The organism is Streptomyces sp. 378 (genome assembly GCF_030124145.1).
Lineage (GTDB): Bacteria > Actinomycetota > Actinomycetes > Streptomycetales > Streptomycetaceae > Streptomyces.
In genome coordinates, this window is the sequence record NZ_JASKMS010000040.1 from 1 (window position 1) to 15,521 (window position 15,521).

Sequence of the window (15,521 nt, forward strand, 5' to 3'; positions counted from 1 at the left end):
ACCTTCAGCAAGAAGCAGTAACCAAGTCCGGAACGGACATCAACTCACGAACCGCCCACTGATAGCCGGGTGTACCAACACGAGCGGGCAAGAGGGGATTCTCCGTATTGAGGGACGGCAGGGCAGGAAAGGGGGTGTCTCAGGCGGCGCGGCGGCGGCGCAGCTCGAACGCGTCGGCCCAGTGGGGGTGGTCGTCGATCAGACGGCGGGCGTAGAGAGCGGTGAAGTTGTTGTTCAGTCCGGCGACGCCGTACGGGAGTTGACGGCGTAGGTCTTCGAAGAGGTCCTTGAGGCTGATCCGGGTGGCTCCGGCGGCCAGGCGGCGGGCGGCCATGCGTTCCAGGGCGCGGTACACGTGCGGGTGGCGGACGTCGAAGGCGTGGAACTGCTCGGTGATGGTGCGGCCGGTCGCTCGGTGCGCCCCGAGGGCGGCGATGGTCATGAGGGTTCTCCACGGGCTGGGGACAGTTGGGTCAGGTGCGCAGGGCGGGGTCGGTGCGCAGGCGGGCGAAGGCGCAGAACAGGCCGAGGGTTTGCAGGGCGGCGCAGGCGGTGATGACGTGGCCCAGCGTGTCGGGCGGGGTGAGCGCGGTGAGCACGCCGGCGACGGGGAAGGGCAGCAGGAGGATAAGGATGGTGGCCGACAGGGTGCTGCCGAATGCCTCTGGGGGGATCAGGCGGGAGCGCAGGGTTCGCAGGACGACCGCCAGGCCGCCATCGGCTGCCATCAGGACCGCGACCATGACCAGGTAGGACAGGTAGTCGGGGGCCAGGGCGGCAGCGAGGCAGGCGAGCGAAGCGATGACGGAGCAGGCGGCTCCCACGGGCCACAGGCCCAGGCGGTCCAACGCGAACCGGCAGATGGTGACGGCCGCCAGGGTGGCCGCCGCTGCGGCGGACCACACCAGGCCGACGGCCGTGGTGGACTGCCCGAAGTGCTGTACGACGATCACGGGACCGGCTGCTTGGAGAAGGCCGATAGACAGGTTGGACAGGGTCAGCCCTGTCACCAGCCAGCCGAGCGTGGGGAGCGCGCGGATGGTGCGCCAGCCGGTGACGAGCCCGGCGCCGGGCCGCCCCTTGGGTGCGCGGGCCGGGGCGACGGGCGAGGGCGGTGTGCGCAGGGCGAGCATCGCGGCGAGCAGCGAGAGCACGGTGACCACTGCGAGCATCGACGGCGGCCCGGCGAGCAGCAGCACGCCGGCGAGCGCCGGTCCGGCCAAGGTCGCGGTCTGGTCGATGCCGAGCAGGACGGCCTGGACACGGTGGGCCTGGGATCCGGCTCGGCGGCCGGCGGCGGCTCCGGCGGTCTCGGTCGCGATGTAGCTGAACTCGGTGAGCACGCCGGTCGCCGCCGCCAGCAACATCACCGTCACGCTCGCCATGGCACCGGACGGGTAGAGGTACAGCAGGACTGCGCCGGCGGCGAGAACCAGCGCCCGCCCCAGGGAAGCGAGATGGAAGACCACCGAGGCGCCGCGCCGGTCGACGATCGATCCGGCCCACCCGAACGCAGCTAGGCGCGGGATCCACTCCAGCGCGAAGGCCGCCCCTGTCAGCGCGGCGGAGCCAGTCGTGGCCAGAACGAGCAACGGGATGCCGTAGGTGGACATCGCGAACGCCAAGGCGTCCGCCGTACGCGGCAGGTAGATGCTGCTCATCAGCCCGGCAGTGTGGCGTGCGTGCCGGGGTGTGACCGCTGCGCTCACGCGGCCCGCACCGGCTCGGCCCTGGCCACCTGGGGGTTGCCAACCAGCCACTGGATCAGGAGGGTGCGGGCACAGGCCAGGTCCGCCCCAGCCTCCACACTGATGGGGCGCGCGTCGGGCAGGGGTGCGGGGCGGTCGGCGTTCCCGGGGGTGAGCGATGGTGCCAGCAGGCCGAGGACATGCTGGATGCGGCTGCTGAACTCGCAGACGGCGGCGGGGAGCGAGTGACGCCGCGCCCACCGGGCTAGCGCGTCGTACAGGTCGGCCAGCTCCGTTCCGGATTCCGTGAGCTCCAGACCGGCGCCGGGCGCGACCCGGGCGATGCCGTGGGCGCGGGCCGTGTGGGATGCACTGCGCAGTTGGTGCGCGGAGAGGTCGGGCAGGGTGCCGGCGAGCCGTCGCGGCGGTATGGCGCCGTTGTCGTCGATCTCGGTGACCAGACGGATCAAGGAGCGCGAAGCCAGCAGTTCGACTGCGTGACGTGCTTCGGCAGGGGTGAAGGAGGTGCTCATCGGCGCGGGCCTCCCGCCGGGATGGCCGCCGTCGGGCGACCGGCGGCGGCGTGCGAGAAGAGGTCGCGGTGGTGCCACGCCGGGGACGACCCAATCGCCCGAGCGGGTGGCAGCGCCGCAGGCGCCGGCCGTGACTGGCTACTGACCCACGGCCTCGGCGCGCTCTTGGCCTGCGGCTGCCCCCAGACGGGGTGGTGGGCCGCCTGGTCGAGGGGCTGTCCGGCGGACCAGGCGGACAGTGTGCCGAGCACGGGGCCAAGGGCGTCGCCGGCGGCGGACAGCCGGTAGGGCTGGCCGTTGCCCTCGGTGTCGGCCAGACCGTCGGCAACGAGCTGGCGCAGCGGTGGATAGATGTTGGTCCAGTCGCTGCTGGGCATCACGATCCGGGCCAGCACCCGGCCGCTGACCTCGTTGCGCGACTTGAGCACCCACAGGATGGCGGCGGCGTGGCGCCGGGTGAGCAGGGTGAGGCTGTCCTCGATCTGCTCGATCGCGGGCAGCGGGCGGTCGGCCTTTTCCAGGTGTTCCTCGGCCCAGGTGACGATCATCGGCAGGACCGGCAGCAGGGCAGTGGCTCGCTCGGTGTGGCCATAGGTCACGTGCCGTGCGGTGTGTTCGGTGCGCTCGATGAGTCCGGCGTCGCACAGCGCCTTGAGCTTGGGGTGGAGCTGGCCGTTCTGCAGCCAGGACACCTTGGCTGCCAGCTCGCTGTAGCGCAGCGGCGGGCCGGAGAGGGCCAGCAGGATCCTCACGTTCCAGCGCGGGGTGATCATGGCGAGGGCCTCGGTGACCCGGGCGATGTCGGCGTCGGCATCGGGGGGCAGAGCGGTGATGGCCAAGGGAGGAACTCCTGGGTGAAAGGAAAGGGGGTTGCCTGGGGGTCAGCGGCTGTGTGCCGCGCTCTGCGCCGCAAGGGGCGCGGCCGGGGCAGGCGGCGTGGGAGCCGGAGAGGCAGAGGTCGGGGCCGGGATGCGGGCCAGGCTCTGCAGGACGGCGGCGGCCGACTTGGTCTGGGTCTCGCGGATGGCGACGGCTTCGGTGAGCCGGCGGATGCCGTCGAGGAGGTGGGAGACCTCGTGCGGGCCGATTGGCCGCTCGGGGTGGATGAGGCGGGCGAGGTGGTCGCGGTGGAAGTCGATGCTGCGTTCGGCCTGGGCGAGGGTGTCGTGCATGCCGAGCAGGGCGGAGAGCATGCCGGGTGGCTGGTCCTGTGCATGGGCTTCGAGGTCGGCGAGCGGTGCGCCGTACAGGTCCTCGATCCGTCCGGCTATGTCGGTGGACGTGAGGTGGGGCAATCGGGGGCTTTCACGGTCGGCGGGCCCGGGCCGCCCCGGCACGCTGAGGTGCCGGGGCGGCAGACGGGGGCAGGGTGGCGGTGGCCCTGAGCTGAGCCGTTCGTGTGGGCCGGGCCTGCTGGCCGGGCGGGGGCATGGTGCGCAGCAGCTCGCCGAGGGCTGCGCGGTAGCCGTTGCGGGCCTCCAGTGCTGCTTCCAGCCACTGCGCGTCGAAGCGGAGCGTGTCCGCCGACAGTTCGCCCATGTCGCGGGCGGGATCCATGTCGGCGTGGACGCGGTCGCGGACGCGGGCGACCTGCTCCTCGGTGAGCGCCAGGAACGAGCGCAGCTCCAGTGCACGCGCGAGCGCGGGCGAGGCATCGTGGCCGGACGCCGCCTCGTACAGCTCGGGTACCGGGTTCCCGAAGACCTTCTGCAGGTCGGTGTCCATGGTGCTGGCCTTGTCCCGGCTCATCGGGCGGACCTTGCCGGCCGCCATGCCGACGCCGGCGTGGGTGTCCCTGCCGGCCGGTTGGGGGCGCTGGTCTGCACCGCCGGGCCGCTTCGGGCCCGGAGGCGGGCCAGGCGCTGTGCGGCGAGGTCCTTCTTTCCCGGAGCGTCCGGGTCGAGGAGCCAACGCACGACCATGGCCCGGCCGTCGCGGGTGGTGACGGCGGCGTTCACCCGGTGGGCGAGGCCCATCGTCGGGTCGTCGACCTCGCTGGGCTGGGTCTGCAGGGCCGCGAGGAGATCGTCCTCCGCGCGCTCCAGTACGGACTGGGCCTCGGCGAGAAGGCTGTGCCACTTGACGACGTCGGTGGCGTCGGGGTTCGCGGTCGGAGCGGCGGCGACCGCGGCCTTCAGCCGGTCCATGCCCATGCCGAAGCGGGCCTCGATCTGTTCGGTGAGCACGCCCACGACATCCGCAGACTCATCGGATATGCCGTCGGTCAAAAGGGGGTCTCCTGTTCTGGAAAGGCCGGTGCCTGGGGAATGCGAGGGGCGGCTTTACTCGGCGCCCCCGCCGCTGAGCGGGACGTGCTGGATCCGGTCAGTCCAGGCACATGCGGACGTCGCGGTAGACGTACGTGCCGGAGACCCAGCCCTTGACGCCGGTCGTCTTGTCCGTGATGTAGAGCCAGTTGCCGCTCTTCTTGGACACGCTGAACTTGTGGCTCTTGTAGAGCACGCCGAGCGCGGTGGACTTCGAGCTGGCCTTGGACCGGATGGTCACCGCCTTGGTGTGCACCGCGTACGGGAGCGGCGGGAGGTTGTGGCAGCTCACGGCGGGGATGGCGGTTGCTGTGGTGGGTACGGTCGCGGCGCTGGCGGGGGTGGCGGACAGTGCCGGCAGCGCGAGCGCGCCGAGCATCGCTGCGGATATGGCAATTCGGGTGGAGCGCATGCGGAAGGAACCTCCGTGAAGGCACAGGGAATGCGGGAAAGGCGTCGCGGGAGTTGTTCCGGCGGCTGTATAAGAGTCCGGAGAATCGCCGGTTTGGCTAACCGGCGATCGTCGGCTATGTTGCGCCGCCCGCGATTGGAATAGCGCTCAGCGAGAACGACCGGGCGGGCGCGGGGCAGGGGCCTTCACTACACCTGCCGGGCGGCTGGCGGCGGCGGCTGAGCGGGACGGTGGGAGCGGCCCGGCCTTGCCGGTGAGTCGGTCCTCGCACCACTGCAGGGCTTCGCCCACCGTGTCGAAGCCGCTCTCGCGCAGGGTGTGTGTCCAGGCGTCGGTGTCGACCTCTTCGACCACAACGCGAAACGGTGACGGGGCTCGCTCGTCCATGGCACGCAGGACCACGACGACGACCATGTCTTCCGGGTCGTCACGGGTGTAGGAGTAGCCCATGGCGTAGTGGTCGCCGTCTTCGGCAAGGCGTCGCTCCAGCGCTCGCGTGGCCTCGTCCGCCGGTGGTGGTCCCAGCTCGGGGTCGAGGCCGATGGCGTCGGGCGGGCAGCCGCGGTGGATGAGCCAGGACTGCGCCATCGCGGGCAGCGGCAGCGGTGCGTGCTCGAAGCTGAAGGTCTGTTCTTCGTAGTCCCGTTGCAGATGCACGGCGACCAGCTGGGGTGTGCCGGGGTGTCCCCAGGTGGCTGTGCGGTCGAACAAGACGTAGTAGCTGTGCGTCCCGTCGTGGTGTTGTGCGAGAGGGACGAGCATGTCCTCGCGGACGGCGACCTTGCGGTAGAAGTCGAGGTACCTCTCCTCGTCGGAGTCGAGGTCGTCCAATGCGAAGTCGACGTGGGGGATGGACTTCCGGGCCGGCGCCGGTTCGGTGGGGGACAACAAGAGCCTTTCGGTGGATCGGTGGAGTTCAGCGCCGCTTCGCGGGAGTGGACGGCGATGCGCCCGGGCGAGCCGGGCTCTTCGGTGCATGGATCGTGGGCGTCCGGCGGGCATCGAGCAGTGCGGCTCTTCCGGCGTCGGTGAGGGAGACGGGCTGGCCGGCGTGCACCGGATGGCTGGTGTCCCGGACGATCAGGCCGGCGCGTTCCAGCTGCTGCACCTGGGGGTAGGGGATGCGGGTGCCGGAGGAGGCGGTCACGGACAGTCGGCCTGTCAGCAGGTGTTCGTGGAGCTTGGCACCGCCGGCGATGGCGAGCAGTGCCGCCCGGTCGTCAGTCGAGAGCCGTCCAACATCGGGCGTCGATGCTGCGGCGGCAGCCTCAATGGGCTCCAGGGCGTCGAGCACCTTTTGGGCGGCGGTATCGCGCGCGCCGACGGCTTCCTCCAGCTGGTCCACGGTGCGGTCGATACGTACGAAGAGAGCGCCGTCGACAGGGAACTCACCGCTCGTGAGCCGGTTGAGCAGCTTGAGGTAGAAGGTGACGCCGATCTGGGCGTCGGCCAGCGTGCGGTGCCGGTCGACCAGCTGGGCGTGCGGGTCGTCGAGGACACCGCGGTCGCGGTAGGCCCACAGGGTGTCGATGTCGTGGCCGGTGACCGCTTCGAGGCGGTGATCGAGCTGCGTGACCGCACGCCGGGCGGACGGCGCGGGTTGAGGGGGCATAGGCGACGCTCCGTGCGTTCAGCGGGTGGGATGGTGCGCGGGATTGAGTGCGGGACGGGGCAGACCCGGCAGTGCAGCAGGCGGCGGACCGGGCCGGGGCACGGGAGCACGGGTGGTCAACTGCGGGGAACGCGAGCGGGCCGCGTGCGTCCGAGCGCTCAGCGGCCGGCGAGTCATCCCCAGGCGGCGGCCGACCTCGTCGTAGACGTCGTTGCCCGCACGCGGCCGGACCGCGACGACGTGGATCTCCTTGGGGTGGGCGGATTCCGCAGGCGCCGGGCGGACGTGGTAGACGACGCGCCAGTCCTTGCGGCGGTCCACGAACAGCTTCCGGAATCCCTCCAGGTCGCCGTCGAGGCGCTGTCCGAAGCGCTGCGCGTTCACGACTTCCTGCAGGTAGGCGAGGGTGAGGTCGCGGATATCGCTGGGGGCCTGGAGGAGATCAGTCAGCGCGCGAGGGTCGAAGCTCAGTCCGAAGGCGGGCTGTCCCGCTCCCGCGGTCACGACGTCGGCTCGTCCGGCTCGGTGGCTTCCTCCGTGGCCGTCGTCTCGGTGCGCACGGACGGCGGCGGGCCGGGCAGGAGACGGTGCGCGGGCCGGTCGGGGGAGGTCATGCAGGCTGACAGCGGTCCGCCCGGCGCGCGGATCGCGGCGACGGCGTGGGTGAGGAAGTCGCGGTGCCACACGAACAGCCCGGAGAGCCCGGCTTCGGGGTCCTTGTGCTGCTGGTAGGCGAGCCACAGGGCGTGGAGCCAGGCCACGACGTCGTCGTGTTCCTGCCACTGCAGGCACCAGGGTGCCGCGGTGGTGACCTCCGCCCCGTAGACCGGGAGGAAGAAGTCGTCGACCCAGTCCGAGAGGGCGTCGAGTTCGTCTTCCCGTTCCTCCCCGTCGAGTTCCAGGATCGGGCGGGGCTCCGGTGGAGCGGCGGCTGGAGGCCCGCCGAGTCCCGGCATGCCGAACGCGGCGAACGGTGACCCGCTCGGCGCCGGCGCGGAAGCGAGGTGGTCCAGCTGCTGAGCCTGTTGCGCCGACTGCTCCATGAGCCGCCGCACGCTCGCCTCGATTCCCTCCAACTGCGGATCCGGAATGCGAACCGGCTCCAACTCGGCATCGCCAGAGGGCTTTGCGGTTTCGGACATTGAAAGTTCGGCCTCCTACGAGACACGGGATAAGAGAAGGGCGAAAGCGTCGTTGCACGGACCGGACAGCGAAATCGCACGTCCGCTCCGGCGGTGCTCCGCCAGCGGCTAAGCAGGGAGCCGGTTGCGTTGGCGGCAGGAGAGGACCCGGATCAGACGGCGAGAACCAGGTCGTCCTGCGTGAGGGTTGCGCGGATCGTCTCGGTGAGCCGGTCGGCCGCGATCGACGCGTAGTGCTCGGTCTTCTCCACGCCGATGAAGTCCCGGCCTTCCAGCAGGGCGGCGACGCCCGTGGAGCCGGAGCCGGCGCAGAAGTCGAGGACCGTGCCGCCTTCGGGGCTGATCTTGACCAGCTCGCGCATCACCTCGACCGGCTTCTGCGTGATGTGCTGGCGCTTCGCCCCCGAGGGCTGCGAAGCCGAGTACATACCCGGCAGGTAGACCGGGTTCCGGGAGCCGTCGATCGGCCCCTTGGACGCCCAGACGATGAATTCGCAGTTCTGGGTGAACCGGCCCTTCTGGGGCCTGGCCTGCGGCTTGTGCCAGGCCAGCACACCGCGCCACAGCCATCCGGCGGCCTGAATGGCGTCCGTCGTCGTGGGGAGTTGGCGCCAGTCGGTGAACAGCAGCGCGGTCCCGCCGGTCTTCGTCAGCCGGTGGGCCTCAGTCATGATCTGCGTCAGCCAGAACGAGTAGGACCGCTGGTCCATGTTCTCGCCAGTGAAGTCGGCAAGGTCGTTCTTGGCATCGGCGGAGGTGTACTTCTGCTTCGCGGAGCGGGTGGTGCGCTCCTTCGCGGTCCGGCCGCCGCTGTTGTACGGCGGGTCGGTGATGACGGAGTCGACGCAGCCGTCCGGGAGACCGGAGAGAACGGCCAGAGCGTCGCCCTGGTGCAGGGAAAAAGGCAAAGAGGAACCCCAATTCAGGTGCGGAAACGCGGAGGGAAACCCTGCCTCGTACGGGAGTCCTCGCGGGCCGGAAATGGGCATGCAGAAGCCCATGGCCACAGGCGGAGGAAGGCGAGGGGGAGTCCAAAAACTGTAGAGCCGAATCCGCCGACGACCAAGAAGTGCCGTGCTGAGGTGCCGGTTTCCGGCACCTCACGCCGAACTTTTTGGTCAACCGCCGATCCGCGCCTACTGTTTTTGAACCGCCCGGCGCACACCGCCGCTGGCTACTCCCCTGCCACACCTCACGGAGGTACCCCCCTGCCCCGGCACACCTAGCTCACGGCACGGCCACACACGGAGCGAGCGGCAACTCGCCCACACCGGCCCGCCTCCGATCGCCCACCCCGGCCGCCGCGCCCTTCCACCACGCCTCGCGCACGCGGCACGCCGGACACCGCACCCCTCAAGGAGCCGTTCATGACGTCTCGCTACCCACCCATGCCCGAAACCGCTGACCGGCGAGCGGTCCGCTCAGATTGAAGGGGCTCGCCGCCGGCATCGGCGTCGTCTTCCTCTCCCCGATCCTGATCGCTGGCACCGGCATGATGCTGGCCTCCTCCGCCGATGCCGTGCAGAGCAGCGGCTCCTTCAGCGGCTGCCTGACCGACATCGACAGCGACAAGGTCGCCGAGCAGGTAACCAAGATCCTCGACGGCGCCTCCGGCAAAAACGTGCACGTCGAGGGCTTGGACCTGCCCGCCGAGCAGGTCCCAAATGCCCAGACGATCGTGGCCGCCGGCCTCTCCCTCGACGTCCCCAAGAAGGGACAGATCATCGCGCTCGCCACGGCGATGCAGGAGAGTCGGCTGCGCAACCTCAACTACGGCGACCGCGACTCCCTCGGTCTCTTCCAGCAGCGTCCCTCCCAGGGCTGGGGCAGCGCCCAGCAGATCCGCGATCCGGTCTACGCCTCCGAGCAGTTCTACAAGCACTTGTTCAAGGTGGACGGCTGGCAGCAGATGACCGTCACCCAGGCTGCCCAGGCCGTGCAGAAGTCCGGTCTCCCGGACGCGTATGCGCAGTGGGAGAACCTGGCCACCGCGCTGCAGAGCGCCATCGCCAAGACCTTCCCCGGCGCCGGCGACGCGGACGGCAAGGACACGAACCAGGGCGAGAAGCCGTCGACCAGCACGACCGGCTGCGCGCCGGGCCAGGACGGTTCCGGCTTCGGCCGCATCCCCGAAGGGAGCGTCCCCAAGGGCTACTCGATCCCCAAGGACGCCGACCCGAAGGCCCGAAAGGCCATCGAGTGGGCGATGCACCAACTCGGCACGCTCTACCAGTGGGGCGGATCCTGCACGGACGCGCACGGCCCCGACCCCATGGGCCGCTGCGATTGCAGCTCCCTGATGCAGCAGGCGTACGCCCATGCCGGCATCACGCTCACCCGCACCACGTACACGCAGGTCAACGAGGGCAAGGCGGTCTCGCCCGCTCACCTCAAGCCCGGTGACCTGATCTTCAGCCGCGGCAGCGCCGCACGGCCCGAGCATGTCGGCATGTACATGGGCGAGGGCCTCGTGATCGAGGCGCCGCGCACCACCAAGCCGGTCCGGATCACCCCGATCAAGGACTGGGACATTCTCGCCGCCCGCCGCGTCCTCTGACCCCGGTCAGCCCGCAGGCCCGCGAGCCGCCGTCGCCAGGACCTCGCCAGTGGTCTGCCCGATAGCCGGGCTCGGAGGCCAACCCCCTCCGCGCTCGCCGTCTCGCCCGACGAACCGCCCAGCAGGACGAGTCGAACGGCCCACTCTCTATCTCCCAACCCCCCGGAGCATCCACGTGACAATCCCCTCCCGCGTCCGGCGCGCCCTCGCGGCCAGCTCGATCGGCCTCACAGTTGCCGCCGGCGGCCTGGCCAGCGCCTCCACAGCCCAGGCGTACGACACCGGCCACACGACGATCTCGTGCAAGGCGGTCAAGGTCCGCAAGGATCCTTCGAAGAAGTCCGCCGTCGTGGGCATCGCCTACCGGCACGACAAGGTCGCCTATAACCAGTTCGCGTACAAGCGCGCAGAGAAGACCTGGTACACCCGCGGCGCGGTGACCCGGAAGTCCGACGGCAAGAAGATCCGCGGATACATGATCTACGACTGCGCCAACCCGTACGAGTCGAACCCGGCACCGAAGCCGCCGATTCCGAAGTAGCGCGCCCCGGCAGCCCTCCCTGGCCCCGAGCAGAAAAGGCGGCTTCGAAGCCGCGCCCCGGCCCGAGGAGTGGACTCTCCCCGCCTCTGCCCGACGCAGGTCCGGGCAAGCCGCCGCCGCGGCCACTTTCGCGCCCCGAGCGCACGTCCCCCTCCGCTTCGCTTTTCCCGCCGGCCCTCACCTGGCCCGCGTATGCAAGGAGCCCGCCACACCTATGTCCGTCCCTCTCGCAGACCGCGTCATACAGCTCGCCTACGACCCAGGAATCTCGCCCAAGGGCGGCGGGTTGCCTGGCCTCGCCGTGCTGAAGAACGTGGTCAACAGCATCAACATGTTCGGGATCATCGCCGTCGTCGGCGCCCTCGCCGTCTCGCTCGGCGTATGGGCCTGGGGCCACCACACCGGCGGCCACCAGGCCGAGGCCAACGGAAAGAAGGGCGCGGTCGTCGCCGCCGGCGCCGCCCTCGGTCTGGGTGCCGCGAACGGCATCGTGGCCTTCTTCTCCGGCCTGGGGTCTCAGGTCCACTGATGCGAAACCGTTTCCCTTCCCTTTCGCTGTCCTCGTACGGCTCGGGCTGGTCGGCCAACCGGCGCATCGCGATCGTCGCCTCCGCCGTCGCCGTCCTGCTCGCCCTCGCCGCGATCGTCGCCCTGCTGACCGGCGGCGGCAACGGTCACCAAGCCCCGGACAGTGCCGCGCCCGCCCCGACTGGCAGCCCGTCCTCCTCCGAGGCCGCCCCGAAGCCTTCCTCCGGATCCGGATCGGTGCCCAAGCCTCCGCAGATCTCCGAACCGGTCGCCTACGCCAAGGCGGCGGCCCAGATGCTGTGGTCCTACGACACCCGCGACACCAGCCGCGACCAGCAGCTCGCCGGCATGCGCGCCTGGATGACCACGGAGACCAAGTACGCCGACTGGGCCTCGGTCTCCGGCCAGGTTCCCGATCCAGTGCTGTGGTCGCGGATGGCCGACCAGGACCAGCACGCCACCGCCAGCGTCACCGAGGGCCACTACCCGTCCGCCTTCAAGGCGGCCCTGGCCGACGACCCGTCCGCGATCACCGAGGCGTACATCTACGTCGTCACCGTCAACGGCAAGCAGACGCTCCGCTGGAAGAAGGGCGGCGGAGGGGCCGAGGAACGGGCCGTGACCCTCGCCGTCCAGTGCCGCCCGAACCACGACTGCACCCTGGCCGCCATCGCACCGAGCGTCACGCAGTGACCCGCGCCTGACACAAGAATGGAGGAGTAACTCCCCGTGGGTTTCTGTGATTTCCCCCTGGCCGACAAGCTGTGCGCCGTCGGTGACGCGGTCGACTTCGCCTCGGACCCCGCCAAGGCCATGGGCGACTGGATGGCGAAGTCCGCCGGTGAACTGGCAGCCGCCGCAGCCGACCTGGCGGCCGAGGCAGTCAACACCACCACCAAGGTGGACCTGAATGCCGGGTGGTTCCGGGACAACTACGAAATGTTGCTGCCGCTGGGCCTGGTTCTGCTGGTCGCGACGTTCTGCGCGCAGCTGGTCCGAGCCGCCGTCAGGCGCGACGGACAAGCCCTGACACAAGCGTTCACCGGCACCATGTCGGGCGTCCTGTTCGCCTTCTGCGCCATCGCCCTGACCACGGTCGCCGTCGAAGTGGTCGACGCCCTGTCCGCCGGCCTGCTCAAGACAGCGAACCTGAACATCGAGTCGGCTGTGCGCCGCATCGTGAAGGTCGGCCAGATCCCGGGCCTGTCCGCACTGGGCTGGCTCGTGTCGGCAGTCGCCGGTCTCGGCGCCGCCATCGGCGCGTTCCTCTACTGGTGCGTGATGATGGTCCGCAAGGTCGGCATCCTCGTCATGGTCACCCTGGCCGTCTTCGCCTCCGCCGGCGGTGGCTGGGAGGTCGCGCGCCGCTGGCGCAGGGGCTGGATCGAAGCCACCGCCACCCTCGTCGTCTCCAAGCTGCTGATGACCGTGATCTTCGTGCTCGGTATCGCCGCCATGGGCAAGACCGAGGCCGGCGATGGTATCGCCGCTCTGGCCGACGTGATGTCCGGCATCGTGATCATGATTCTGGTGTTGCTGTGCCCGTACGCCGTCTTCAAGTTCGTGCACTGGGCAGCCGAAGGCACCGACGGCGAGTCCATCCACCGGGCCGGTGGCGCTGGGGCCCAGATGGCCAAGGCTCACGCCGAGAAGGCCGCCCGTAAGACCGCCGCCGCTGCGGCCACCGCCGGAACCGGTGGTGCTGCCGCCGGAGCAGGCGCCGCAGCGCTGGGCAGTGAGGCTGCTGCCGGAGGCGGTTTCCCTGGCGACATCGCCGCCAACCCGACCGGCGGAGGCGGAGAGGGCAAGGAGGGATCGCAGAGCGGCGGAACGGGTTCCTCGCCCGGCGGCGACGCGGTCAAGTCCGGCTTGGAGAAGGCCGTCCAGCCCGCGCCGACGAGCGTGTCCGACGACACCAGCGGCCAGGTGGGAGGCAGCCCCGGACCCGGCGGATCCGGCGCGAATGCCGCGTCCGGCCAGGGCGGCGGATGGCAGACCACTCCGCCGACGACGACACCGCCTCCGCAGGGCGCACCCCCATCCTCCGGCTCACAGGACGCCGCGTCGAGCGGGTCGGCTCCGCCGCCGCCTCCGACCGGTCTCTGACCCCTGCCCGACTCCCGGGGGCGGGACGTGCACACCACCTCCCGCCCCCGGACTCCACCCGCGCCTCCAGGACCCGCCCCCATGACTGATCTCTCCGTCGCCCCGGTCACGGTGAAGTTCCCCCACCGCAGCCGCCGCGGCATCCTCCTCGGCCTCTCCCTGCCCCAACTCGTACTCGTCTTCTGCACGCTGGCCCTGCTGCTGATGACGGTGATCTCCACCGGACTGCTCGGCGCCCTCGCCCTGGCCCCGCTGTGGGCGGCATCCGGTGCACTGGTCGCGATCCGCCGGCACGGCCGCTCCCTCATCGACTGGGCACCGATCGTCACCCGGTACGCGCACCGCCGCCGTACCGGCCAGACCCTCTGGCTCGCCCGGCCCGTCACCCGTCCCCGGCAGGACGGCGTCCTCCATCTGCCCGGCACCGCCGCTTCCCTCAAGGTCGTCACCCCCGGCGATTCCGCCAACGGAGCTGCGGCCGTGCACGACCCGCACCAGCAGACCCTGACCGCCATCGCCCGCGTCAGCAGCCGTGCTTTCGCCCTCCTCGACCCCGCGACCCAGAACCACAACGTGAGCAGCTGGGGGCGCGCGCTGGCGGGTATCGCCCGCACCGGGCACGTCGCCACCGTGCAGGTGCTGGAGCGCACCGTGCCCGACAGCGGTGACACGCTCACCCGCCACTGGACCCAGAACGGGCAGCCCCAGGCCCCCGTCGCCGGACAGGTCTACTCCGAACTGGTCGCCTCGGCCGGCCCGGCCGCCGCTCCGCACGAGACGTACCTCGCCATCTCCCTCGACCTCAAGGCTGCCCGGCGCCTGATCAACCAGGCCGGCGGAGGGCTGCCCGGGGCGTTCACCGTCATGGAGCAGACCACCGCGTCCATCGCCCAGGCCGCCCGCAACGCCGGCCTGATGGTCACCGGGTGGCTGAGCGCGCGGGAGATCGCCGCCGTCATTCGCACCGCCTATGACCCAAAGGCGCTCGCCGCGCTCCAGCAGTGGTCCGAGACCGGCCGTGCCGAGGCCGACCCTGCAGCCGCCGGTCCCGTCGTGCAGTTCGAGGAGTACGACCGCCTCGCCACCGACAGCGCGCGGCACGCGACGTACTGGGTGGAGAACTGGCCGAGGACCGAGATGGGGGCGGGGTTCCTGCACGGTCTGATGTTCACGGCCGGCGTGCGTCGCAGCCTCTCCCTTATCTACGTGCCGCAGGGGCTCGAGTCCGCACTGCGGGACGTCCAGCGCAAGAAGGCCGCGATCATCGCCGACGCCAACGAGCGCGCCCGCCGCGGGCAAGTCGACTCCGAAGAGGATTCCGTCGAGTACGCCGACGTCAAGACCCGCGAACGCCAGCTCATCGCCGGGCACGCGGACGTGGCCCTGACCGGCCTGGTCACCGTCACCGCCGAGACCGACGCCCTCCTGGACGCCGCCTGCGCACAGATCGAGACCCACGCCGTCACCTCCGGCGTCGACCTCCGCAGACTCAACTACCAGCAGCCGGACGCCTTCGCCCTCTCCGCGCTCCCGCTCGCCCGCACCGCCCTGTGAACCAGCCGCGCCCGTGCGCGCCCTGGCCCACTGCACTCCGGATCACCCGCGACGGGACGCCCGTCGCCGCCCTGCCTACCGGCAGGAAGGACCACCACCTTTGACCTCTCCTACGCGCCCCGACGACGCGCACCCCTACCTCCGCGCCGCGAGCGCCGGCATCCGCCACCACGCACGGACCCTAGCGCCGTCGGACGCGGACCCGCCCAAGCCCGGAGATCGTCTGCACCTTGACGTGCTGCACGCCCACCTCACCGCTCTGCTCCAGCTTCTGGACCGGCTCGCCGACAACACCCGGCCCGCTCACCCGGCCGCCGGACGTCACCTGGCCACCGCCCACACCAGGCTCTGGCAGGCCACGAGCGAAGTCCACGCCGCCTTCCACCTGCTGCCCGGCACACCCCAGGCCGACGCCGAGACAAGCGCCTGCCATCCAGAACGGCTCCCCGATGGCCCGCCCGTGCTGACGATCTGCCAACGCCACCTCGCCGCCGGACACGTAGTCCGCCGCAAGACCACCCCCACCGACCTCCGCCCGCACACCACGGCCTGCGTGCGATGAGCACCACCCGCAGAATCGA

At 70.7% G+C, this 15,521-nt stretch carries 20 protein-coding genes; 7 read left to right on the forward strand and 13 right to left on the reverse strand.

The features are described 5' to 3' along the window. Window positions 1-139: 139 nt before the first annotated feature. From QNO09_RS35280 to QNO09_RS35340, 13 genes are all read right to left on the reverse strand, one after another. Complete coding sequence (locus QNO09_RS35280) at window positions 140-442, reverse strand: hypothetical protein (protein ID WP_283974317.1); 303 nt, start codon at window positions 440-442, stop codon at window positions 140-142. 31 nt (window positions 443-473) lie between these two features. After that, window positions 474-1,661 (reverse strand): MFS transporter, encoded by a 1,188-nt coding sequence (locus QNO09_RS35285; protein WP_502962385.1) that lies wholly within the window; start codon window positions 1,659-1,661, stop codon window positions 474-476. Window positions 1,662-1,705: 44 nt separating this feature from the next. Further along, window positions 1,706-2,221 (reverse strand): regulator, encoded by a 516-nt coding sequence (locus QNO09_RS35290; RefSeq protein ID WP_283974319.1) that lies wholly within the window; start codon window positions 2,219-2,221, stop codon window positions 1,706-1,708. Then, window positions 2,218-3,060: a winged helix-turn-helix transcriptional regulator gene (locus QNO09_RS35295; protein ID WP_283974320.1), complete on the reverse strand. Its 843-nt coding sequence runs from the start codon at window positions 3,058-3,060 to the stop codon at window positions 2,218-2,220. The genes QNO09_RS35290 and QNO09_RS35295 overlap by 4 nt, the downstream gene beginning before the upstream one ends. Window positions 3,061-3,102: 42 nt before the next feature. Continuing rightward, window positions 3,103-3,516: a hypothetical protein gene (locus QNO09_RS35300; RefSeq protein WP_283974321.1), complete on the reverse strand. Its 414-nt coding sequence runs from the start codon at window positions 3,514-3,516 to the stop codon at window positions 3,103-3,105. A gap of 10 nt (window positions 3,517-3,526) precedes the next feature. Continuing rightward, on the reverse strand, window positions 3,527-3,970 hold the full coding sequence (locus tag QNO09_RS35305) for a hypothetical protein (RefSeq protein ID WP_283974322.1): 444 nt from the start codon (window positions 3,968-3,970) through the stop codon (window positions 3,527-3,529). Further along, the gene (locus tag QNO09_RS35310; protein WP_283974323.1) at window positions 3,967-4,449 is read right to left on the reverse strand and encodes a hypothetical protein; all 483 of its coding nucleotides are present in this window, start codon (window positions 4,447-4,449) and stop codon (window positions 3,967-3,969) included. Before QNO09_RS35310 ends, QNO09_RS35305 begins: the two co-directional genes overlap by 4 nt. Window positions 4,450-4,546: 97 nt before the next feature. Then, on the reverse strand, window positions 4,547-4,867 hold the full coding sequence (locus tag QNO09_RS35315) for an SH3 domain-containing protein (protein ID WP_502962386.1): 321 nt from the start codon (window positions 4,865-4,867) through the stop codon (window positions 4,547-4,549). Window positions 4,868-5,047: 180 nt separating this feature from the next. Then, a complete protein-coding gene (locus tag QNO09_RS35320; RefSeq protein WP_283974325.1) occupies window positions 5,048-5,791 on the reverse strand; it encodes a hypothetical protein in 744 nt (247 codons plus the stop codon). A 25-nt stretch (window positions 5,792-5,816) separates the two neighbouring features. Next, window positions 5,817-6,512, reverse strand: a complete 696-nt coding sequence (locus tag QNO09_RS35325; RefSeq protein ID WP_283974326.1) for a hypothetical protein — start codon at window positions 6,510-6,512, stop codon at window positions 5,817-5,819. A gap of 18 nt (window positions 6,513-6,530) precedes the next feature. Next, the gene (locus QNO09_RS35330; RefSeq protein WP_283974327.1) at window positions 6,531-7,016 is read right to left on the reverse strand and encodes a type II toxin-antitoxin system RelE family toxin; all 486 of its coding nucleotides are present in this window, start codon (window positions 7,014-7,016) and stop codon (window positions 6,531-6,533) included. Beyond that, window positions 7,013-7,555, reverse strand: a complete 543-nt coding sequence (locus QNO09_RS35335; RefSeq protein WP_076688693.1) for a DUF4913 domain-containing protein — start codon at window positions 7,553-7,555, stop codon at window positions 7,013-7,015. The genes QNO09_RS35330 and QNO09_RS35335 overlap by 4 nt, the downstream gene beginning before the upstream one ends. Window positions 7,556-7,806: 251 nt before the next feature. Next, entirely contained in the window at window positions 7,807-8,562 is a 756-nt protein-coding gene (locus QNO09_RS35340) for a DNA-methyltransferase (protein WP_283974328.1), read from the reverse strand. 518 nt (window positions 8,563-9,080) lie between these two features. On the opposite strand from QNO09_RS35340, the gene QNO09_RS35345 reads away from it, so the two are divergent. The 7 genes from QNO09_RS35345 to QNO09_RS35375 all read left to right on the forward strand — a co-directional run bounded on the left by QNO09_RS35345 (window position 9,081) and on the right by QNO09_RS35375 (window position 15,502). Continuing rightward, the gene (locus QNO09_RS35345) at window positions 9,081-10,211 is read left to right on the forward strand and encodes a C40 family peptidase (RefSeq protein WP_283974329.1); all 1,131 of its coding nucleotides are present in this window, start codon (window positions 9,081-9,083) and stop codon (window positions 10,209-10,211) included. Window positions 10,212-10,386: 175 nt separating this feature from the next. Continuing rightward, window positions 10,387-10,752 (forward strand): hypothetical protein, encoded by a 366-nt coding sequence (locus QNO09_RS35350; RefSeq protein WP_283974330.1) that lies wholly within the window; start codon window positions 10,387-10,389, stop codon window positions 10,750-10,752. A gap of 214 nt (window positions 10,753-10,966) precedes the next feature. Further along, window positions 10,967-11,281: a DUF6112 family protein gene (locus tag QNO09_RS35355; RefSeq protein WP_052836973.1), complete on the forward strand. Its 315-nt coding sequence runs from the start codon at window positions 10,967-10,969 to the stop codon at window positions 11,279-11,281. Further along, window positions 11,281-11,973: a hypothetical protein gene (locus QNO09_RS35360; protein ID WP_283974331.1), complete on the forward strand. Its 693-nt coding sequence runs from the start codon at window positions 11,281-11,283 to the stop codon at window positions 11,971-11,973. The genes QNO09_RS35355 and QNO09_RS35360 overlap by 1 nt, the downstream gene beginning before the upstream one ends. A gap of 36 nt (window positions 11,974-12,009) precedes the next feature. Continuing rightward, complete coding sequence (locus QNO09_RS35365; protein ID WP_283974332.1) at window positions 12,010-13,386, forward strand: SCO6881 family protein; 1,377 nt, start codon at window positions 12,010-12,012, stop codon at window positions 13,384-13,386. Window positions 13,387-13,467: 81 nt separating this feature from the next. Next, window positions 13,468-14,940: an SCO6880 family protein gene (locus QNO09_RS35370; RefSeq protein WP_283974333.1), complete on the forward strand. Its 1,473-nt coding sequence runs from the start codon at window positions 13,468-13,470 to the stop codon at window positions 14,938-14,940. Window positions 14,941-15,040: 100 nt separating this feature from the next. Next, window positions 15,041-15,502 (forward strand): DUF6238 family protein, encoded by a 462-nt coding sequence (locus tag QNO09_RS35375; protein ID WP_283974334.1) that lies wholly within the window; start codon window positions 15,041-15,043, stop codon window positions 15,500-15,502. The last annotated feature ends 19 nt before the right edge of the window (window positions 15,503-15,521 follow it).

Excerpts from the sequence above, each read along its gene's own strand:
- QNO09_RS35280 (WP_283974317.1), bottom strand. The coding sequence starts at position 442 with ATGACCATCGCCGCCCTCGGGGCGCACCGAGCGACCGGCCGCACCATC.
- QNO09_RS35285 (WP_502962385.1), bottom strand. The coding sequence starts at position 1,661 with ATGAGCAGCATCTACCTGCCGCGTACGGCGGACGCCTTGGCGTTCGCG.
- QNO09_RS35290 (WP_283974319.1), bottom strand. The coding sequence starts at position 2,221 with ATGAGCACCTCCTTCACCCCTGCCGAAGCACGTCACGCAGTCGAACTG.
- QNO09_RS35305 (WP_283974322.1), bottom strand. The coding sequence starts at position 3,970 with ATGAGCCGGGACAAGGCCAGCACCATGGACACCGACCTGCAGAAGGTC.
- QNO09_RS35315 (WP_502962386.1), bottom strand. The coding sequence starts at position 4,867 with ATGCTCGGCGCGCTCGCGCTGCCGGCACTGTCCGCCACCCCCGCCAGC.
- QNO09_RS35325 (WP_283974326.1), bottom strand. The coding sequence starts at position 6,512 with ATGCCCCCTCAACCCGCGCCGTCCGCCCGGCGTGCGGTCACGCAGCTC.
- QNO09_RS35335 (WP_076688693.1), bottom strand. The coding sequence starts at position 7,555 with ATGGAGCAGTCGGCGCAACAGGCTCAGCAGCTGGACCACCTCGCTTCC.
- QNO09_RS35355 (WP_052836973.1), top strand. The coding sequence starts at position 10,967 with ATGTCCGTCCCTCTCGCAGACCGCGTCATACAGCTCGCCTACGACCCA.
- QNO09_RS35360 (WP_283974331.1), top strand. The coding sequence starts at position 11,281 with ATGCGAAACCGTTTCCCTTCCCTTTCGCTGTCCTCGTACGGCTCGGGC.
- QNO09_RS35370 (WP_283974333.1), top strand. The coding sequence starts at position 13,468 with ATGACTGATCTCTCCGTCGCCCCGGTCACGGTGAAGTTCCCCCACCGC.